Genomic DNA, 15,435 nt, shown 5'->3' with positions numbered 1-15,435 from the left:
CATTCGGCGGGACTGGCAAGCGGCAACCGACCGTCAGGCCGGTTGCGCGCACATCACATGCTGAAACTGCTGCCGCAGCCGCAGGTGGTCTTGGCGTTCGGATTTCGGATCACGAACTGCGCGCCGGTCAGGCTTTCGGTGTAATCCACCTCGGCGCCCATCAGGTACTGCAAGCTCAGCGGATCGACCAGCAGCGTGACGCCGGCGGTATCCACCGCCAGGTCGTCCTCGGCGCGGTTCTCGTCGAACTCGAAGCCGTACTGGAAGCCGGAACAGCCACCGCCTTCGATGTAGACGCGCAGGGCGAGGGCAGCGTTGCCCTCATCCTGGATCAGCTCCTTGACCTTGGCCGCAGCGGCCTCGGTGAAGTTCAGCGGACGGTCCAGGGACTGGTAGTTCGGCGCGGCGGCGGGAGCGCCGGGCAGGGAAACAAGCGTGCTCATGCCCCCAGCATGGGGGTGCATGAGCACGGTTTCAAGTTGTCACGCGGGCGCGATTCAGGCCATCGCCTCGGCCAGCTTCTTGCGGGCCGCGGTGTCCTTGCCCTTGCCCTGGTCCGCATCCCCGGACGGCGGCGGCAGGGCCATCTGCGCCGAGCTATGGATCAGGCGGCCGGTCAGCTGGGCGCCGGCGTGCATTTCCACCACCTGGTAATGGATGTTGCCCGTCACCCGGGCGCTGGGGGTCAGTTCGACCCGCTCGGTGGCGTGCACATCCCCGTCCAGGCGGCCGCTGATGACCACCACCTGGGCACGGATCTCGCCCTCGATGGCGCCATGCTCGGCCACCGTCAGGGTGGCGTTGCTGGCGCCGTCCTGGGCGATCACCTTGCCCAGGATGGTGCCTTCCACGTACAGGCCACCGCTGAATTCCACGTCCCCGCGGATCACCACCTGCGCGCCGATCAGCGCGTCCACGACCAGATGTCCGTCGCGGTTGGATTTGTTGCTGCCAAACATGGGCTTACTCCCCTTCTTTTGCCGATGCCGCCGGTGCTCCGGCCTGCTTCCAATCGAATACCTGGGTGGCGCCCCCCGCGCCCGATCCCAGCGTGACCCGCACACGTTGCGGGGTGAAGCCTGGTGGCAGCATCACGCTGCCGGTGAGCTGCTGGAAGTACCGGAAGGAATAGTCCTGGCCCGGCACCTTGGTGCGCTGGTGCAGCTCGTCCCAGCTGACCGAGGTCAGCTTGCCGTCCTTGACGCCTTCCACCGTGAAGCGCATCTGCCCCTGGCTGATCGCCCCGCGGTTCAGGTTCTGGGTCAGCACCACGGCGTACTGCCAGGTGCCGCCCGTCTCCGGCGAGAACTCCACCGAATGGGTGTTCAGGCCCTTGCGCTGGCTGGTCGCTCCGACCAGGCGCTCATAGAAGGCCACGTCGGCGCGCAGGCCGGCGATTTCTTCGTCGCGCTCGCCCAGCGAGGTCTGGACTTCGTTGTTGGCGGCGCGGCTGATGCGGTCGGACGCCTGCAGGGTCGCCTGGCGCTGCTGCAGTTCGATGAGCTGCTGCTGGAGGCGCTCATTGCGGGTCTCGGCGGCCTTGAGCTGGGTGCCGACGTCACCGCCGGGCGAGCCCAGCCAGGCGCCAAGCAGCACGGCGAGGATCAGCGACAGCAGCCAGGCCCCGCCCAGCACCAGCAGGCGCTTGCGGTCCTGCACGGGCGGCGCGCCCGGCCGGCGGATCTGGATGCGGGAAGGTGTGGGTTTATTCATGGCAGTCCTGGGCGACCGCGCCTGCCGGCGCTGTCGCAACGGCCCCTGTCTGGAACGACGGGCTAGTGTAAGTCAGGGGAAAGACCTTGTCCGCGCAGGGCCGGGATCGGGGCAGTGGCGTTCATGGACGTCATCCCCGATAGTGTGCGCCTGTGCACATTCTGCAGCCGGAGCGCGTGCCATGACCGAAGCCCACCTGTTCGTGATCGGCATCCTGCTGGCCTGGCTGGCCGGCATCCGCGTGTACCTGACCGTGTTCGGCGTCGGCCTGGCCGGCCTGCTCGGCTGGGTCGACCTGCCGCCCGCGCTGCAGGCCACGGAGTCCGGGTGGGTGCTGGGCACCTCGGCCGCGCTGGCCATCGCCGAATTCTTCGCCGACAAGATCCCCGGGGTCGACTCGGTCTGGGATCTGGTCCAGACCCTGGCCCGGGTCCCGGCCGGTGCGTTCCTGGCCGCCGCCACGCTCTCGCCCAGCGGTGAGCTCAGCGGCACCGCACTGGTGGCCGGTGCCGGCGTCGCGCTGGCCAGCCACGGGCTCAAATCCGGTACCCGCGCCCTGCTCAACACCTCACCCGAACCGGCCAGCAACTGGATCGCCTCCGCCGCCGAAGACACCGTGGTGGTCGGCGGGCTCGCGCTCGCGCTGGCGCACCCCTGGCTGGCGCTGATCCTGGTGGTGGCGTGCAGCCTGATCGGCGCGTTGATCGTGTGGATGATCTGGCGGACGCTGTGGAAGGGCATGCGTTGGTTGATGCGGCAGGCCGACAGTGGCCAGACGCAGGTCAAACCGGGAACCCTGCCACGGTGAGGCGTGCCCTGCCTTCGGGTGTTCATCGCATAATTGCGGCGCAGACTGGGAGTACTGATGGCCGTTCACGACAACGTTGTTGCACCCGCCCGCGCCGTGCGCGCTGAAACGCCGCCGGCCGACCACTGGCAGCGCTGGCAAAGCCAGGCCTCACCCGCGCCCGTGGTGCACAGCAATGTCGTCGCGCTGACGCCGGCGCCGGCCAGCTCGCCGCCCCTGCTCCCCCCGATGCACACCGAGACCGGCAGCCTGCCGCCGCCCGGCATCGACTCGCCGTACCGCGTGCTGATCGTCGAAGACGACCGCTCGCAGGCCCTGTTCGCGCAGAGCGTGCTGCACGGCGCCGGCATGGAGGCGCTGGTGCACAGCGATGCCGAGGGGGTGCAGCAGGCCATCGCCGAGCATCGCCCCGACCTGATCCTGATGGACCTGCATCTGCCGGGGCTGGATGGGATGCGGCTGACCGCCCTGATCCGCCAGCAACCCGGCCAGCAGCTGCTGCCCATCGTGTTCCTCAGTGGCGACCCGGATCCGGAGCGCCAGTTCGAAGTGCTCGACAGCGGCGCCGATGATTTCCTCAGCAAGCCGATCCGCCCGCGCCACCTGATCGCCGCCGTCTCCAACCGGATCCGCCGCGCCCGTGCGCAGGCCGCCTCACAGGCGGGCAACGGCAGCGCACCGGCGATGAACAACCCCGAGACCGGCCTGCCGACCCGCCATCATGTGATGCAACAGCTCGGCGCCTCGCTGGCGCACCGCGACCACGGCGGCCTGTTCTTCATCGAGATCGCCAGCGCGCTGGGGCTGCGCGAGCGCTACGGCTATGCCGCGTTCGAACGGCTGATGACCCAGGCGGGCCAACGGCTGGCCGATGCCGCCCAGCCCTACCTGCTGGCACGTCTGAACGACAACAGTTTCCTGGTGCTGGCCCGCGGGGCCGACGAGGCCACGCTGGATGCAATGGCGCATACCCTGCGCGAGCAGTTGTCCACGCGCGCGTTCGTGATCCGCGATGACGAATCCGTGCACCTGCGCGGCGTGGTCGGTCATGCGCAGCTCTCGCCGGGCTTCTCCGATGCGGGCAGCGCACTGGAAGCGGTCGAACGCACCACCTTGCAGGCCCGCCTGCTGACCGCGGGCGTGGCCGCGTACGTGCGCCGCGAAGATGTGGCCGCGCAGGAACACCTGGCGTTGCTTGACGGGCAGCTGGAACTGGCCTACCAGCCGATCGTCGCCGTGGCCGGTGGCAACACCGCGCAATACCAGATGCTGCTGCGGCTGCGCCAGGCCGATGGCAGCGTGCTGGCCGCCGGCCAGGTGATTCCGGCCGCCGAAGCAGCCGGGCGCATTGCCGATCTGGACCAGCAGGTGCTCGACCATGCGCTTGGGCTGCTGGATCTGTATCGCCACGCCGCGCAGCCGCTGCACCTGTTCGTCTCGCAGTCGCTGCGCACGCTGGCCCGCGATGCCTTCGGTGACTGGCTGCTGGAATCGCTGGCGAGCCGGCAGATCGACGGCAGCGCATTGGTCATCGACGTACGCCTGCCCGATGCCTTGATCCACACCGTCACCCTGCAGCAGTTCTGCACGCGCATGCATGCAGCCGGCGTGCGTTTCTGCCTGAGCCAGTTCGAGCCGGGCGATGAAGCCAATGCCTTGATGGCGCAGCTGCCGTTGGCCTATGTGCGCATGGCCGCGCGCTTCTCCAACAGCCACACCAACCAGCAGACGCGCGACGAACTGCGCGCGGCGATCGACCGGGCGCACCGCGCCGGGCTGCGCATCATCGGCCAGCAGATTGAAGACCCGCAGGCAGCGGCCGCGATGTGGATCGGCGGAGTGGATTTCATCCAGGGCAACATGGTCCAGTCCGCCGGCAGCGAACTGAACTTCGACTTCCAGAACTCGGTGCTCTGAGCATGGGACGCCACGGACGGCCAGCTCCCTCCTCCACCCCGGCCCCGCTGTGGATCAGCGCTGCGGCGGCCGCCCTGTGTGCCACTGCCGCGGTGATGGCGCGCATCGGTGCCAATGGGCCGTGGATCGACATTGCCGCCGGCACCGGCGTGGTGGCACTGATCGCCGGCATCCAGGCGGTACGCCGCTGGCGTGACGCGCAGGACCAGCTGGAGCGGCTGCAGCGGCGTAGTGAGGCGCTGGTGCTCGAGCGCGATCAGCTGCAGCAGCGCCGGCAGCAGCAGAACCAGCTTGAACAGGAACTGCTCAGCGCCAAGCAGGCCGCCGAAGCCGCGGCGCTGGCCAAGGGTGAGTTCCTGGCTACCATGAGCCACGAGATCCGAACGCCGCTCAACGGCATCCTGCCGATGCTCGATCTGATCGCGCGCGGCCAGCTCGGCAGTGACCAGCGCCAGATGCTGCAGACCGCGGCGACCAGCTCACAGCAGCTGCTGAGGATCGTCGACGACATCCTCGATTACTCCCGGCTCGAGGCCAAGGGCCTGAACCTGGAGATCACCACGTTCAACCTGCGCGAGCTGCTCGAAGGGCTGGTGCAGTTGATGCAGCGCGCCGCCGATCCGAAAGGCCTGCAGCTCTCGCTCGAACTCGACCCGGCGGTACGCCTGTCCGTCCGTGGCGACCCGGTGCGCCTGCGCCAGGTGCTGAGCAACCTGCTGGTCAATGCGATCAAGTTCACCGAGCGTGGCCAGATCCGGCTGCGCGTGCAGCGCCAGGGCGAGACCAACGCGCAGCACCAGCTGCGGTTCGAGATCGCCGACAGCGGGATCGGCATCGACGACGCCCTGCAGGCGCGCCTGTTCCAGTCCTTCAGCCAGGCCGATGCGTCCACCACGCGCCTGTACGGCGGCACCGGGCTGGGCCTGGCCATCTGCAAGCGCATCATCGACCTGATGCAGGGCCGGATCGGCGTGCACTCCACCGTGGGGCGCGGCGCTACGTTCTGGTTCGAGATTCCCCTGCTCAAGGTGATCGGCGATCTGCCAGCGGTCGGCAACACGCGGCGTGCCTTGCTGATCACCCGCGATGCGGTGCTCGCCCAGCGTATCGAGCGGGTGACCCAGCACCATGATCTGCGCCTGCACACGGTGGAGACCAGCGCCGAAGCGATCGACGCCCTGCGCGCGCCACAGCGCCCCGGTATCGACCCGGCCCTGACCTGGGTGATCGCCGACACCGACGGCCTGCGCCATGGCACCCAGGCACTGCAGAAGGCGGTGGCCGGGAACGAACGGCATCCCACTGCGCAGCTGCTGTGGCTGTACGGCGATGAGGCGCCCGCGCCCGAGTCGCTTGGCCCGGGACCCGCCCTGTCGCGGCAGGGCGCTGACAGTGAACTGCACGCGCTGCTGCGCCCGGTGGTGCCCAGTGCGCGCCCGGCTGCGCTGCTGGCCGAGGTGGAATACGCAGGCTCGCCCACGGCACTGCCGCAGTTCCCGCTGCGCGTGCTGCTGGTGGAAGACAACAGCGTCAACCTGCTGGTCGCGCAGCGGCTGCTGCAGGTGCTGGGCTGCGAGGTGGAGACCGCCACCCAGGGCGAGCAGGCCCTGGAGGCACTGCAGGCCCGGCCGTTCGATGTGGTGCTGATGGATTGCCAGATGCCGGTGCTGGATGGCTACGACGCGACCCGCCGCTGGCGCGCGCACGAGGCCACACGAGGCGCGGCGCGGCTGCCGATCGTGGCGATGACCGCCAATGCGATGGCCGGCGACCGCGAGCGCTGCCTGCAGGCCGGCATGGACGATTACCTGTCCAAACCGATCCACCGCGAAACACTCCAGGCCGTGCTGGCACGCTGGGGAAGCGTGCTGGCCGACGACCCGGCGTTGCTGCCGACCCGGCCCTTTGCAGCCACCGCAGCGGTGCCCGCACGCGACCAGACACCCGCCGCGGTGCTCGACCAGGACGTGCTCGATGAACTGCTTGAAGTGATCGGCGCGGACACCGCGCGGGTCATCGGCGTGTTCCTGGATGACACGCCACCGCTGATCCGCCAGCTGCAGGACGCCTCGGTCGCAGCGGACCTGGACCAGCTGCGCGCGTTGGCCCACAGCCTCAAATCCGCCAGTGCGAATGTGGGCGCGATGGCCCTGTCGGCAGCGGCCTGGCGGATCGAGCACGATGCCCGCGCCGGCACGCTGGAGCGCCCCGCCGTGGCGGTGGCGCTGTTGATCGCCGAGTTCGCGCGTGCACGAATCGCGCTGGGCGGCTATCACGCCCGCCTGCGCGCCCCATTGCAGGGCTGACTCAGTCTTCGATCTTGGTCAGCAGGTAGTTCGGTTCGCCGATGCGCTCGATCAGATCCAGCTGGGTTTCCAGCCAGTCGATATGCTCTTCCTCGGACTCGAGGATCTTCACGAACAGCTGGCGGCTGACGTAGTCACCGATCGAATCGGCATAGGCCACCGCTTCGCGCAGGGTCACCACGCCGTCGCGTTCCAGGCTGAGGTCGCACTGCAGGATCTCGGCCGGGTTCTCGCCGATGCGCAGCTTGCCCAGTGCCTGGAAGTTCGGCAGGCCTTCGAGGAAGAGGATGCGGTCGGACAGGATGTCCGCATGCTTCATCTCTTCGATCGATTCCTTGTACTCGTGATCGGCGAGCTCCTTCAGGCCCCAGTTCTTCAGCATCTTGGCGTGCAGGAAGTACTGGTTGATCGCGGTCAGCTCGTTGTAGAGGACCTTGTTGAGGAATTCGATGACTTTGGCGTCGCCCTTCATGAGCGTGCTCCTGCTGCGTGGAATCGCGGGCACTGTACCGCGTCGCGCGCAGGCATGAAGGAACGCGAATCGTGCTCAGTTGCGGCCCGCAACCGGGCCGGCCGATCTCAGGCGGCTTGCAGGCCCAATACCGGCAGTGGCAGGTCGTGGGTAGCGCTGAACTTGGCCAACAGATCGGCCGCCATGTCCAGGCAGGAGCCGCAGGTCGCGCCGCAGCCGGTGCGCATCGTCAGCTCGGACACGCTCACGACACCGCTCTGCGCGGCTTCGCGGATCTGATGGTCGGTAACCCCGTTGCAGATGCAGACGTACACGTGCGGACTCGGCAGGCAGGCCCGGATCGGCCTGCTGCTATTCCAATCGAAATGCGAATGGTTGTCAATTTCGAACCTGAATCATTCTCGATACGGTTCAGAGCCGCCAGCAGCGCTCAGACGGCGCCCGGCTCGCCCTTGGCCTTGCTGCGCGGCCAGTAGCCACCACCCCGCTTGGGCGTGGTGCGCTTGCGCGGCCGGTCGTGACCGGCGGCATTGCCAGGCATCCAGGCTTCCTGCGCGGACTTGGGCATGGTTTCCACCCCCGGCCCGGCCACCCCCCGTGCCAGCGGCGCCAGATGGCGCAGCGCACGCGCATAGACGCCCCGCTTGAACATCACCACATGTTCGACCGGGTACCAGAAATCGACCCAACGCCACTGGTCGAACTCGGGGCTGTCGGTATGGTCCAGGGTGACGTGGGATTCGTCCCCGGCCAGCCGGAGCAGGAACCACACCTGCTTCTGGCCGATACAGACCTGCCGTTCATTGCGGCGGATGGCCCGTGCCGGCAGCCGATAGCGAAGCCAACCCGGCGTCGCCCCGAGCACTTCAACGTGCTCCGGCAACAACCCGGTTTCTTCCTGCAACTCGCGATACATGGCTTCGACAGGCGTCTCGTCGGTGTTCATGCCGCCCTGCGGGAACTGCCAGCCATCCCGGCGCACACGTCGTGCCCAGAAAACCTGCCCATCCTGCCGCATCAGCACAATACCGACGTTCGGTCGATAGCCGTCCGGATCGATCACGATGCGGACTCCTAGAAAAATCTACTGATCGGGACTGTGCCACGCCCGCTGCCCACTCACAAGCGCGGTGAAAAAGTGTTGACAGATTCCGAATACATCTCCAGAATTACCGGCTCCCTGAGGCTATGTAGCTCAGCCGGTTAGAGCACAGCACTCATAATGCTGGGGTCGGTGGTTCGAGTCCACCCATAGCCACCAAGTTCGCTTGGTTTTTCAGGGAAAAAGTGCAATAATTGCACGCACATTTTGCCCCGTCGCCAAGCGGTAAGGCACCTGACTCTGACTCAGGCATTCGGTGGTTCGAATCCATCCGGGGCAGCCAAACAAAACAAAAGGCCTGATCGAAAGATCAGGCCTTTTGTTTTGTTTGGGCGGCTGACTGGGCGCATGGCGCCCAGTGCCCCAACCTTGCGGAGCAAGGTTGGGGCCAGCCTTCTTTGCCTCCACATCCCCGCGCCTGACGGCGCGCCCCCTTGCACTCCAAGGGGGCTGTTTCACCAGAAAGAGGGTGGACGGCCGACACCCTGCCCATGCCGGGCCACGAAAGCAGCCGACCAGCGGTCGGCACTACCGCCACCGCCGCCCCTATGAAACAGCGGCGAGCGCAGCAGTGCCGCCGGAAGCGTCGCCATCCCTCGCTGCATCCACCTGACGACCAAGCGATCTGCGGGGACGAAACCCACCCCCGGAAACGACAAAAGCCCGGCCGAAGCCGGGCTTTTGCGTACCCCCCAGCGGGATCCCGAAGGATCCCACGCCAGGCGCGATGGATCAGCGCTTGGAGAACTGGGTGGCGCGACGTGCCTTGTGCAGGCCGACCTTCTTACGCTCGACTTCACGGGCGTCACGGGTCATGAAGCCAGCCTTGCGCAGCTCGGACTTCAGGGTTTCGTCGTACTCGACCAGCGCACGGGCGATGCCCAGACGGATCGCACCGGCCTGACCGGTGGTACCACCGCCAGCGGCGGTGACCATGATGTCGAAGCTTTCGGTGTTCTTGGTCAGTTCCAGCGGCTGACGCACGATCATGCGTGCAGTCTCACGGCCAAAGAACTCGTCCAGCGGACGGCCATTGACGGTGATGTTGCCGGCGCCCTTGCGCAGGAACACGCGGGCGGTGGAGGACTTGCGGCGGCCGGTGCCGTAGTTTTGCGTGATAGCCATGATTAGATATCCAGAACCTGAGGCTGCTGAGCGGCGTGCGGGTGCTCGGAACCCGAGTACACCTTGAGCTTGCGGTACATGGCGCGGCCCAGCGGGCCCTTCGGCAGCATGCCCTTGACGGCGGTCTCGATGACACGCTCCGGGTGGCGCTCAAGCGCCTGGGCCAGAGTTTCGGTCTTCAGGTTGCCGATGTAGCCAGTGAAACGGTGATACAGCTTGTCCTGCAGCTTGTTGCCGGTGACGGCAATCTTTTCTGCATTGATGACAACCAGGTAATCACCGGTATCAACGTGAGGGGTGTAAACCGGCTTGTGCTTGCCGCGCAGACGGCGGGCCAGCTCGGTGGACAGACGGCCCAGCGTCTTGCCGGATGCGTCGACGAGATACCAGTCGCGCTGGACGGTCTCGGACTTTGCAGTGAAAGTGCTCATGAAAGAACTCTAGTAGGTCGGGCTCATTACGGCGCAGTACGGCCGGAACTCTGCCACGCGTTGTGAAGAGGCGGGAGTGTACTGGCCATCTCCGCCACATGCAAGTTGACCCCGATCCCGGCTTGGCACACCGGCCCCGGGGGGCGAGAATCGACAGTCCCCCGCCGCGACACTTCCTGCCATGACCGCGCTCCGCCAGATCACGCCGCTCGACCACCTGCTGACCGAGGCCCAGCGGGCGCTGGATACCGTGTTCGGCAATCCGCCGGCCAGCCGCCCCTACCCCGCCGAGAACACCCCGGACGTGCAGATGGCCGCGCCCGAGCGCCGCCACGCCGCCGGTCTCATGCGCATCAACCATGTCGGCGAAGTCTGCGCCCAGGGCCTGTACTTCGGCCAGGCCGCGGTCGCCCGCGAGCCGGAAACCCGCGCCCACCTGCTCGACGCCGCCCAGGAAGAAACCGACCACCTGGCCTGGTGTGCCCAGCGCCTGCGCGAACTGGACAGCCGTCCCAGCCTGTTCAATCCGATCTGGTATGCCGGCAGCTACACCATCGGCACCCTGGCGGGCCTGCGCGGGGATGGCTGGAACCTGGGCTTCGTGGTCGAAACCGAACGCCAGGTGGAAGCGCATCTGGACGAACACCTGGATACCCTGCCCCCGGCCGACCTGCGCAGCCGCGAGGTGATCAAGGTGATGAAGATCGACGAAGCCCGCCACGCCGACCATGCCGAGCATGCCGGCGCGCGCAGGCTGCCCGCCCCGATCCCGTCGGTGATGGCGCTGGCCTCCAAGGTCATGAAGACCATCGCGTACCGCCTTTAAGCCTCCACCGCGCCGCGTGCATCGGGTGAAAAGCCCCCCTGAGTCAGGGGGGCGCCGCGAAGCGGCGGGGGTATGGGTGTTCAGTGAGCCGGGGGCCCACGGTTCGCACAGCGAACCGTGGGAGCGCCAGCGCGAATGCGAGGGCGTTACCCAGAGACCAGCTTCAGGCCGATCACCCCGGCCACGATCAACGCGATGCAGGCCAGCCGCGACGGCGAGGCGCTGTCGCCGAACAGGAAGATGCCCAGCATCGCCACGCCCAATGCGCCGATCCCGGTCCAGATCGCGTACGCCGTGCCGACCGGAATGGATTTCATCGCTTGGCTCATCAGGTACAGGCTGACCAGGGCGGCCGCGACGGTGGCCAGCGTCGGAAGGGGCTTGCTGAAGCCTTCGGAGTACTTCATTCCGATGGCGAAGCCGATTTCGAACAGACCGGCGACGAGAAGATAGATCCAGGGCATGGGGGATTCCTTGGGTTAACAAAAGCAAAACGGCCCGGTGTTTTCACACCGGACCGTCGTCGGTAGCTACCGTGGAACCGGGTTTTGCGCAAACACCGGTTCCACAGGGCGGGCCGTCCCGCCTGAACGAGGTTGCCCGGGCCAGGCCCGGACAACATCGCGAAGTGCCTTACTCGGCCAGATTGCGCCCATGGAACAGCTCTTCGATCTCACGACGCAGCAGCGCCTCGATCTTCATGCGTTCCTTGAACGAGAGGTTCTTGGCCTTCTCTTCGAACAGGTACTGGTCCAGATCGAAATCCTTCAGGTGCATCTTCGTGTGGAAGATATTTTCCTGATAGACATTGACGTCGAACATCTCGTAACGCGACTTGATGTTCTTGGCCAGGAAGTTCTGGATCGAGTTGATCTTGTGATCGATGTAGTGCTTCTTGCCCTTCACGTCACGAGTGAAGCCACGCACGCGGTAATCCATGATCACGATGTCCGATTCCAGACTCTCGATCAGGTAGTTCAGCGCTTTCAACGGGGAAATCACGCCACAGGTGGCCACATCGATGTCCGCGCGGAACGTGGCGATGCCCTCCTGCGGATGGGTTTCCGGGTAGGTATGGACGGTGATGTGGCTCTTGTCCATGTGCGCGACCACAGCGTCGGAGATCAGCTCCTTGCCGGCCTGCTTCTTGTCGATCACCGGCTCTTCCGAGATCAGGATCGTCACCGAGGCACCCTGGGGGTCGTAGTCCTGGCGGGCCACGTTCAGGATGTTCGCGCCGATGATCTCGGCTACGTCGGTCAGGATCTGAGTCAGCCTATCGGCGTTGTACTCTTCATCAATATATTCGATGTAACGCTGACGCTCCTCTTCGGTGCGGGCGTAACAGACGTCATAGATGTTGAAGCTCAACGCCTTGGTGAGGTTGTTGAAACCCTGCAACCTCAGGCGAGGCAACGGCTTGACCACGGCGGTCGATCCTGTGTGTGGTGGGAAAGAAGTAATTATGGGGCAAAGTGATCGGGGGCGAAACTTGCATTGAAACGAGTACCTGTGCTCGGTTTGCCCTTAACAATTCGGATCGTTAAGCTCCCGGCACATAGCCGTGAATTCTTCATGAGCAATCGGAGCGCCTCAACGTGTCAACTGTGCGCCTTGCCACAAGTCCATTGGCCCTGGATATCGCAACAATCGATCGCTTCCTGGCCCACAGCCACCGCCGCCGTTACCCCGCCCGTACCGACGTGTTCCGTCCTGGCGATCCGGCCGGCACGCTCTACTACGTGATCAGTGGATCAGTCTCAATAATGGCTGAGGAAGATGACGATCGTGAGCTGGTGCTGGGCTACTTCGGCTCGGGAGAGTTCGTCGGTGAGATGGGGCTGTTCGTCGAATCGGACCGGCGCGAGGTGATCCTGCGCACCCGCACCCCGTGCGAACTGGCCGAGATCAGCTACGAGCGCCTCCATCAGCTGTTCCTGGGCCCGCTCTCGGCCGATGCGCCGCGCCTGCTCTACTCGATCGGCCAGCAGCTCTCCAAGCGCCTGCTCGATACCAGCAGGAAGGCCAGCCGCCTGGCGTTCCTGGATGTGACCGACCGCATCGTGCGGACCCTGCACGATCTGTCCCGCGAGCCGGAGGCGATGAGCCACCCGCAGGGCACCCAGCTGCGCGTCTCGCGCCAGGAACTGGCCCGTCTGGTCGGCTGCTCGCGTGAAATGGCCGGCCGCGTGCTGAAGAAGCTGCAGACCGACGGGCAACTGCATGCCCGCGGCAAGACCGTGGTCCTGTACGGCACCCGCTGACCCAGCGCGGTAGAGCCGACCGTTGGTCGGCTATCCGGCACGCGATTGGACACGCCACCCGGCCTCCCCCGGGCCCTGACTACCCCGGGTCGCCGGCCAGCGGTCGGCACTACCTGCCCATTTGCCGCTAGGCTGTTCGCATGGAACTTGGCAGTGAATTCTATTGGTTCATCCTGATCGGCCTCGGCGCACAGCTGGTCGACGGCGCGCTGGGCATGGCGTTCGGGCTGGTGTCTTCCTCGGTCCTGCTCAGCATGGGCCTGCCGCCCGCCGCGGTCAGCGCCAGCATCCATACCGCGGAGGTGTTCACCACCGGGGCGTCCGGGGTCTCGCACCTGGTCGCGGGCAATGTGGACCGTCGGCTGTTCCTGCGCCTGGCCCTGCCTGGCGCCGTCGGTGGGGTGGTCGGCGCCTACGTGCTGACCCAGCTGCCCGGCGACGTGATCCGCCCCTTCATCTATATGTATCTGCTGGTGCTGGCGATCTTCATCCTGCTGCGCGCGGCCGGCCGGATGCTGCCGGCCCAGGAAGTGAAGCGCGTCCCGCTGCTGGGCTTCGTCGCCGGCCTGCTGGATGCCAGTGGCGGTGGCGGCTGGGGCCCGGTGGCGACGTCCACCCTGCTCGCACGCGGTGGCAAGGCCCGCACCACCATCGGGACGGTCAATGCCGCCGAGTTCGTGGTGACCCTGGCGGTGTCGATCACCTTCCTGCTGACCATGGGCGTTCAGTACCTGAACATCGTGGCCGGCCTGTTGATCGGCGGCATGATGGCCGCGCCGGTTGCCGCGATTCTGGTCAAAAAGGTCAAGGAACGCTGGGTGCTGGTGGCCGTCGGCGTGCTGGTGCTGGGCATCAGCCTGTTCCAGATCGGCCATGCCATCGTGCAGTGGCGCGCAGGCTGAGCCGGACGCGACACCGTTTCAGGGATTTTCAGCGGTGAATCAGACCGGATCGCCGGCCCGATCCACGCAGCCCCAGTTGAGCACGGGGGTGCCCGGCGGCAGCACCTGGCGGAAATAGTCCACCCGGGACGCCTTCGGATTGACCACCACCGGCGCCGCCGCGGCCAGCAGCAGCGGCAGGTCGGCGCTGCTGTCGGAGTAGGCGACGTCGATCTCGCCGTAGCCGCGCTCGCGCAGCATCCGCATCTTTTCTTCGTTGTGGCAGTGGCGGGTGGCGATGACCGCGCCCAGGAACGGCCCGACCTCACTGCCGATCACCGGCACGCCCTGGTGCGCCACGAAGGCCAGGATCGCGCGGGCCAGTTCCGGCGGTGCACCGGTAGCGACCACGACGCGGTCGCCAGCGGCGCGGTGACGCGCGAACACCTCCAGCGCCACGGGCAGCAGGCGGCGGCGGATATCGGCTTCGTGCTTGAGGACGTAGCGATCGATCACCTTGTTGAACTCGCGCGCCCGGTGCAGGCCAAACGTGGCGATCCAGACATAGCCGGAGATGCCGCGGCGGCGGGTGGGCAGGAATGCCACCAACGGGCCGAGCAGCGGCGTGGCAACCAGGGCCGCCAGCAGCCGCAGCGGGTTGCGCTTGATCAGCCAGGCGAACAGATGGCTGCCGGAATCGCCGTCATACAGGGTGTGATCGAAATCGAAGACCACCAGCGGGGCGTCGTCGCGCGGCGTTGGGTAGATCGCTGTCATGCGCTGAAGAATAGCTGACGCAGGCCCTCGCCGGGCTCTTCCACGCGCATGAAGGCCTCACCGACCAGGAACGCGTTGACCCCGGCCTGGCGCATCACGGTGACATCGGCCGTGCCGAGGATGCCGCTTTCGGTGACCAGCAGGCGGTCGCGCGGCACGGCCTGGCGCATGTCCAGCGTGGTCTGCAGCGACACCTCGAAGGTACGCAGGTTGCGGTTGTTGATGCCGATCAGCGGCACCGGCACCTGGATGGCGCGCTCGAGCTCGTCGATGTCGTGCACTTCCACCAGCACGTCCATGCCCAGCTGCATGGCCAGGTCGGACAGCTCGGCCAGCTGGCGGTCGTCCAGGGCGGTCACGATCAGCAGGATGCAGTCCGCGCCGAGCACACGCGCTTCATACACCTGGTAGGCATCGATCACGAAGTCCTTGCGCAGCACCGGCAGCGTGCAGGCGTCGCGGGCCTGCTGCAGGTAGGCATCACTGCCCTGGAAGAAATCCACGTCGGTCAGCACCGACAGGCAGCTGGCCCCGCCAAATTCGTAGCTCACCGCGATATCAGCCGGATGGAAGTCCGGGCGGATAACGCCCTTGGAGGGGCTGGCCTTCTTGATTTCGGCGATCACGGCTGGGTTGCCGGCGGTGATCGAGGCGCGCAGCGCATCCGCGAAGCCACGCACGGGCGGAGCCTGCTCCACGCGCGCGATCAGTGCTTCAAGCGGCACCTGGGCCCGGCGTGCGGCGACTTCTTCGGCCTTGCGGGCCAGGATGGTATCGAGGATGTCGCTCATGTCATTGGGGTCCTGGAGGCCG

At 66.4% G+C, this 15,435-nt stretch carries 18 protein-coding genes and 2 tRNA genes; 8 read left to right on the top strand and 12 right to left on the bottom strand.

Going from position 1 to position 15,435, the window contains the following annotated elements; genetic code table 11:
* Nucleotides 1–53 precede the first annotated feature (53 nt).
* Genes erpA through ABE571_RS03570 form a run of 3 tightly spaced genes read right to left on the bottom strand, consistent with a single transcriptional unit; the run spans nt 54 to nt 1,713 of the window.
* Entirely contained in the window at nt 54–443 is a 390-nt protein-coding gene (gene erpA, locus ABE571_RS03580; RefSeq protein ID WP_019185327.1) for an iron-sulfur cluster insertion protein ErpA, read from the bottom strand.
* A 54-nt stretch (nt 444–497) separates the two neighbouring features.
* Nucleotides 498–959: a polymer-forming cytoskeletal protein gene (locus ABE571_RS03575; RefSeq protein WP_313211070.1), complete on the bottom strand. Its 462-nt coding sequence runs from the start codon at nt 957–959 to the stop codon at nt 498–500.
* A 4-nt stretch (nt 960–963) separates the two neighbouring features.
* Nucleotides 964–1,713 carry a DUF6776 family protein gene (locus ABE571_RS03570; protein WP_121040594.1) on the bottom strand — a complete coding sequence of 250 codons (750 nt, stop codon included), beginning with the start codon at nt 1,711–1,713 and terminating at the stop codon, nt 964–966.
* Nucleotides 1,714–1,894: 181 nt separating this feature from the next.
* Here ABE571_RS03570 and ABE571_RS03565 point away from each other — a divergent pair, with 181 nt between their 5' ends.
* From ABE571_RS03565 to ABE571_RS03555, 3 genes are read left to right on the top strand one after another with little or no spacing between them, the layout of a single operon-like run.
* Nucleotides 1,895–2,521 (top strand): DUF4126 domain-containing protein, encoded by a 627-nt coding sequence (locus tag ABE571_RS03565; RefSeq protein ID WP_346493192.1) that lies wholly within the window; start codon nt 1,895–1,897, stop codon nt 2,519–2,521.
* Between the two features lie 57 nt (nt 2,522–2,578).
* Complete coding sequence (locus ABE571_RS03560; protein WP_346493191.1) at nt 2,579–4,438, top strand: EAL domain-containing protein; 1,860 nt, start codon at nt 2,579–2,581, stop codon at nt 4,436–4,438.
* Nucleotides 4,439–4,440: 2 nt separating this feature from the next.
* The gene (locus tag ABE571_RS03555; protein ID WP_313211068.1) at nt 4,441–6,744 is read left to right on the top strand and encodes an ATP-binding protein; all 2,304 of its coding nucleotides are present in this window, start codon (nt 4,441–4,443) and stop codon (nt 6,742–6,744) included.
* A gap of 1 nt (nt 6,745) precedes the next feature.
* Here the strand turns inward: ABE571_RS03555 and bfr are convergent, their stop codons facing one another.
* The 3 genes from bfr to ABE571_RS03540 form a co-directional block, all read right to left on the bottom strand.
* Nucleotides 6,746–7,216 carry a bacterioferritin gene (bfr, locus tag ABE571_RS03550; RefSeq protein ID WP_019185321.1) on the bottom strand — a complete coding sequence of 157 codons (471 nt, stop codon included), beginning with the start codon at nt 7,214–7,216 and terminating at the stop codon, nt 6,746–6,748.
* 107 nt (nt 7,217–7,323) lie between these two features.
* Nucleotides 7,324–7,530 (bottom strand): (2Fe-2S)-binding protein, encoded by a 207-nt coding sequence (locus tag ABE571_RS03545; RefSeq protein ID WP_088433582.1) that lies wholly within the window; start codon nt 7,528–7,530, stop codon nt 7,324–7,326.
* Between the two features lie 116 nt (nt 7,531–7,646).
* Nucleotides 7,647–8,279, bottom strand: coding sequence for an RNA pyrophosphohydrolase (locus ABE571_RS03540; protein ID WP_313211067.1), 633 nt, complete (start codon nt 8,277–8,279; stop codon nt 7,647–7,649).
* Nucleotides 8,280–8,400: 121 nt separating this feature from the next.
* Between ABE571_RS03540 and ABE571_RS03535 the strand changes: the two genes are divergently transcribed.
* Nucleotides 8,401–8,477 (top strand) — tRNA-Met (locus ABE571_RS03535).
* 49 nt (nt 8,478–8,526) lie between these two features.
* Nucleotides 8,527–8,601, top strand: a tRNA-Gln gene (locus tag ABE571_RS03530).
* A gap of 449 nt (nt 8,602–9,050) precedes the next feature.
* Here the strand turns inward: ABE571_RS03530 and rpsI are convergent.
* Both rpsI and rplM read right to left on the bottom strand, forming a co-directional pair.
* Nucleotides 9,051–9,443: a 30S ribosomal protein S9 gene (rpsI, locus tag ABE571_RS03525; protein ID WP_017354549.1), complete on the bottom strand. Its 393-nt coding sequence runs from the start codon at nt 9,441–9,443 to the stop codon at nt 9,051–9,053.
* A 2-nt stretch (nt 9,444–9,445) separates the two neighbouring features.
* Nucleotides 9,446–9,874 carry a 50S ribosomal protein L13 gene (gene rplM, locus ABE571_RS03520; RefSeq protein WP_017354548.1) on the bottom strand — a complete coding sequence of 143 codons (429 nt, stop codon included), beginning with the start codon at nt 9,872–9,874 and terminating at the stop codon, nt 9,446–9,448.
* A 181-nt stretch (nt 9,875–10,055) separates the two neighbouring features.
* On the opposite strand from rplM, the gene coq7 reads away from it, so the two are divergent.
* Nucleotides 10,056–10,700, top strand: a complete 645-nt coding sequence (gene coq7 / locus ABE571_RS03515; protein ID WP_346493190.1) for a 2-polyprenyl-3-methyl-6-methoxy-1,4-benzoquinone monooxygenase — start codon at nt 10,056–10,058, stop codon at nt 10,698–10,700.
* A gap of 146 nt (nt 10,701–10,846) precedes the next feature.
* Here coq7 and sugE read toward each other — a convergent pair whose 3' ends face one another.
* Nucleotides 10,847–11,164 (bottom strand): quaternary ammonium compound efflux SMR transporter SugE, encoded by a 318-nt coding sequence (gene sugE, locus ABE571_RS03510; protein WP_070472306.1) that lies wholly within the window; start codon nt 11,162–11,164, stop codon nt 10,847–10,849.
* A 169-nt stretch (nt 11,165–11,333) separates the two neighbouring features.
* Entirely contained in the window at nt 11,334–12,128 is a 795-nt protein-coding gene (speD, locus tag ABE571_RS03505; RefSeq protein WP_019185315.1) for an adenosylmethionine decarboxylase, read from the bottom strand.
* Between the two features lie 170 nt (nt 12,129–12,298).
* Between speD and crp the strand changes: the two genes are divergently transcribed.
* A complete protein-coding gene (gene crp, locus ABE571_RS03500; protein WP_088433580.1) occupies nt 12,299–12,964 on the top strand; it encodes a cAMP-activated global transcriptional regulator CRP in 666 nt (221 codons plus the stop codon).
* Between the two features lie 140 nt (nt 12,965–13,104).
* Nucleotides 13,105–13,866 carry a sulfite exporter TauE/SafE family protein gene (locus ABE571_RS03495; protein ID WP_313219437.1) on the top strand — a complete coding sequence of 254 codons (762 nt, stop codon included), beginning with the start codon at nt 13,105–13,107 and terminating at the stop codon, nt 13,864–13,866.
* 39 nt (nt 13,867–13,905) lie between these two features.
* Here ABE571_RS03495 and ABE571_RS03490 read toward each other — a convergent pair whose 3' ends face one another.
* Complete coding sequence (locus ABE571_RS03490; RefSeq protein WP_121040613.1) at nt 13,906–14,622, bottom strand: haloacid dehalogenase-like hydrolase; 717 nt, start codon at nt 14,620–14,622, stop codon at nt 13,906–13,908.
* Nucleotides 14,619–15,413: an indole-3-glycerol phosphate synthase TrpC gene (gene trpC, locus ABE571_RS03485; protein WP_346493189.1), complete on the bottom strand. Its 795-nt coding sequence runs from the start codon at nt 15,411–15,413 to the stop codon at nt 14,619–14,621. Before trpC ends, ABE571_RS03490 begins: the two co-directional genes overlap by 4 nt.
* Nucleotides 15,414–15,435 lie beyond the last annotated feature (22 nt).

The organism is Stenotrophomonas sp. TWI273 (assembly GCF_039674765.1).
GTDB lineage: Bacteria > Pseudomonadota > Gammaproteobacteria > Xanthomonadales > Xanthomonadaceae > Stenotrophomonas.
This window is presented reverse-complemented; position numbering and strand designations above follow the sequence as displayed.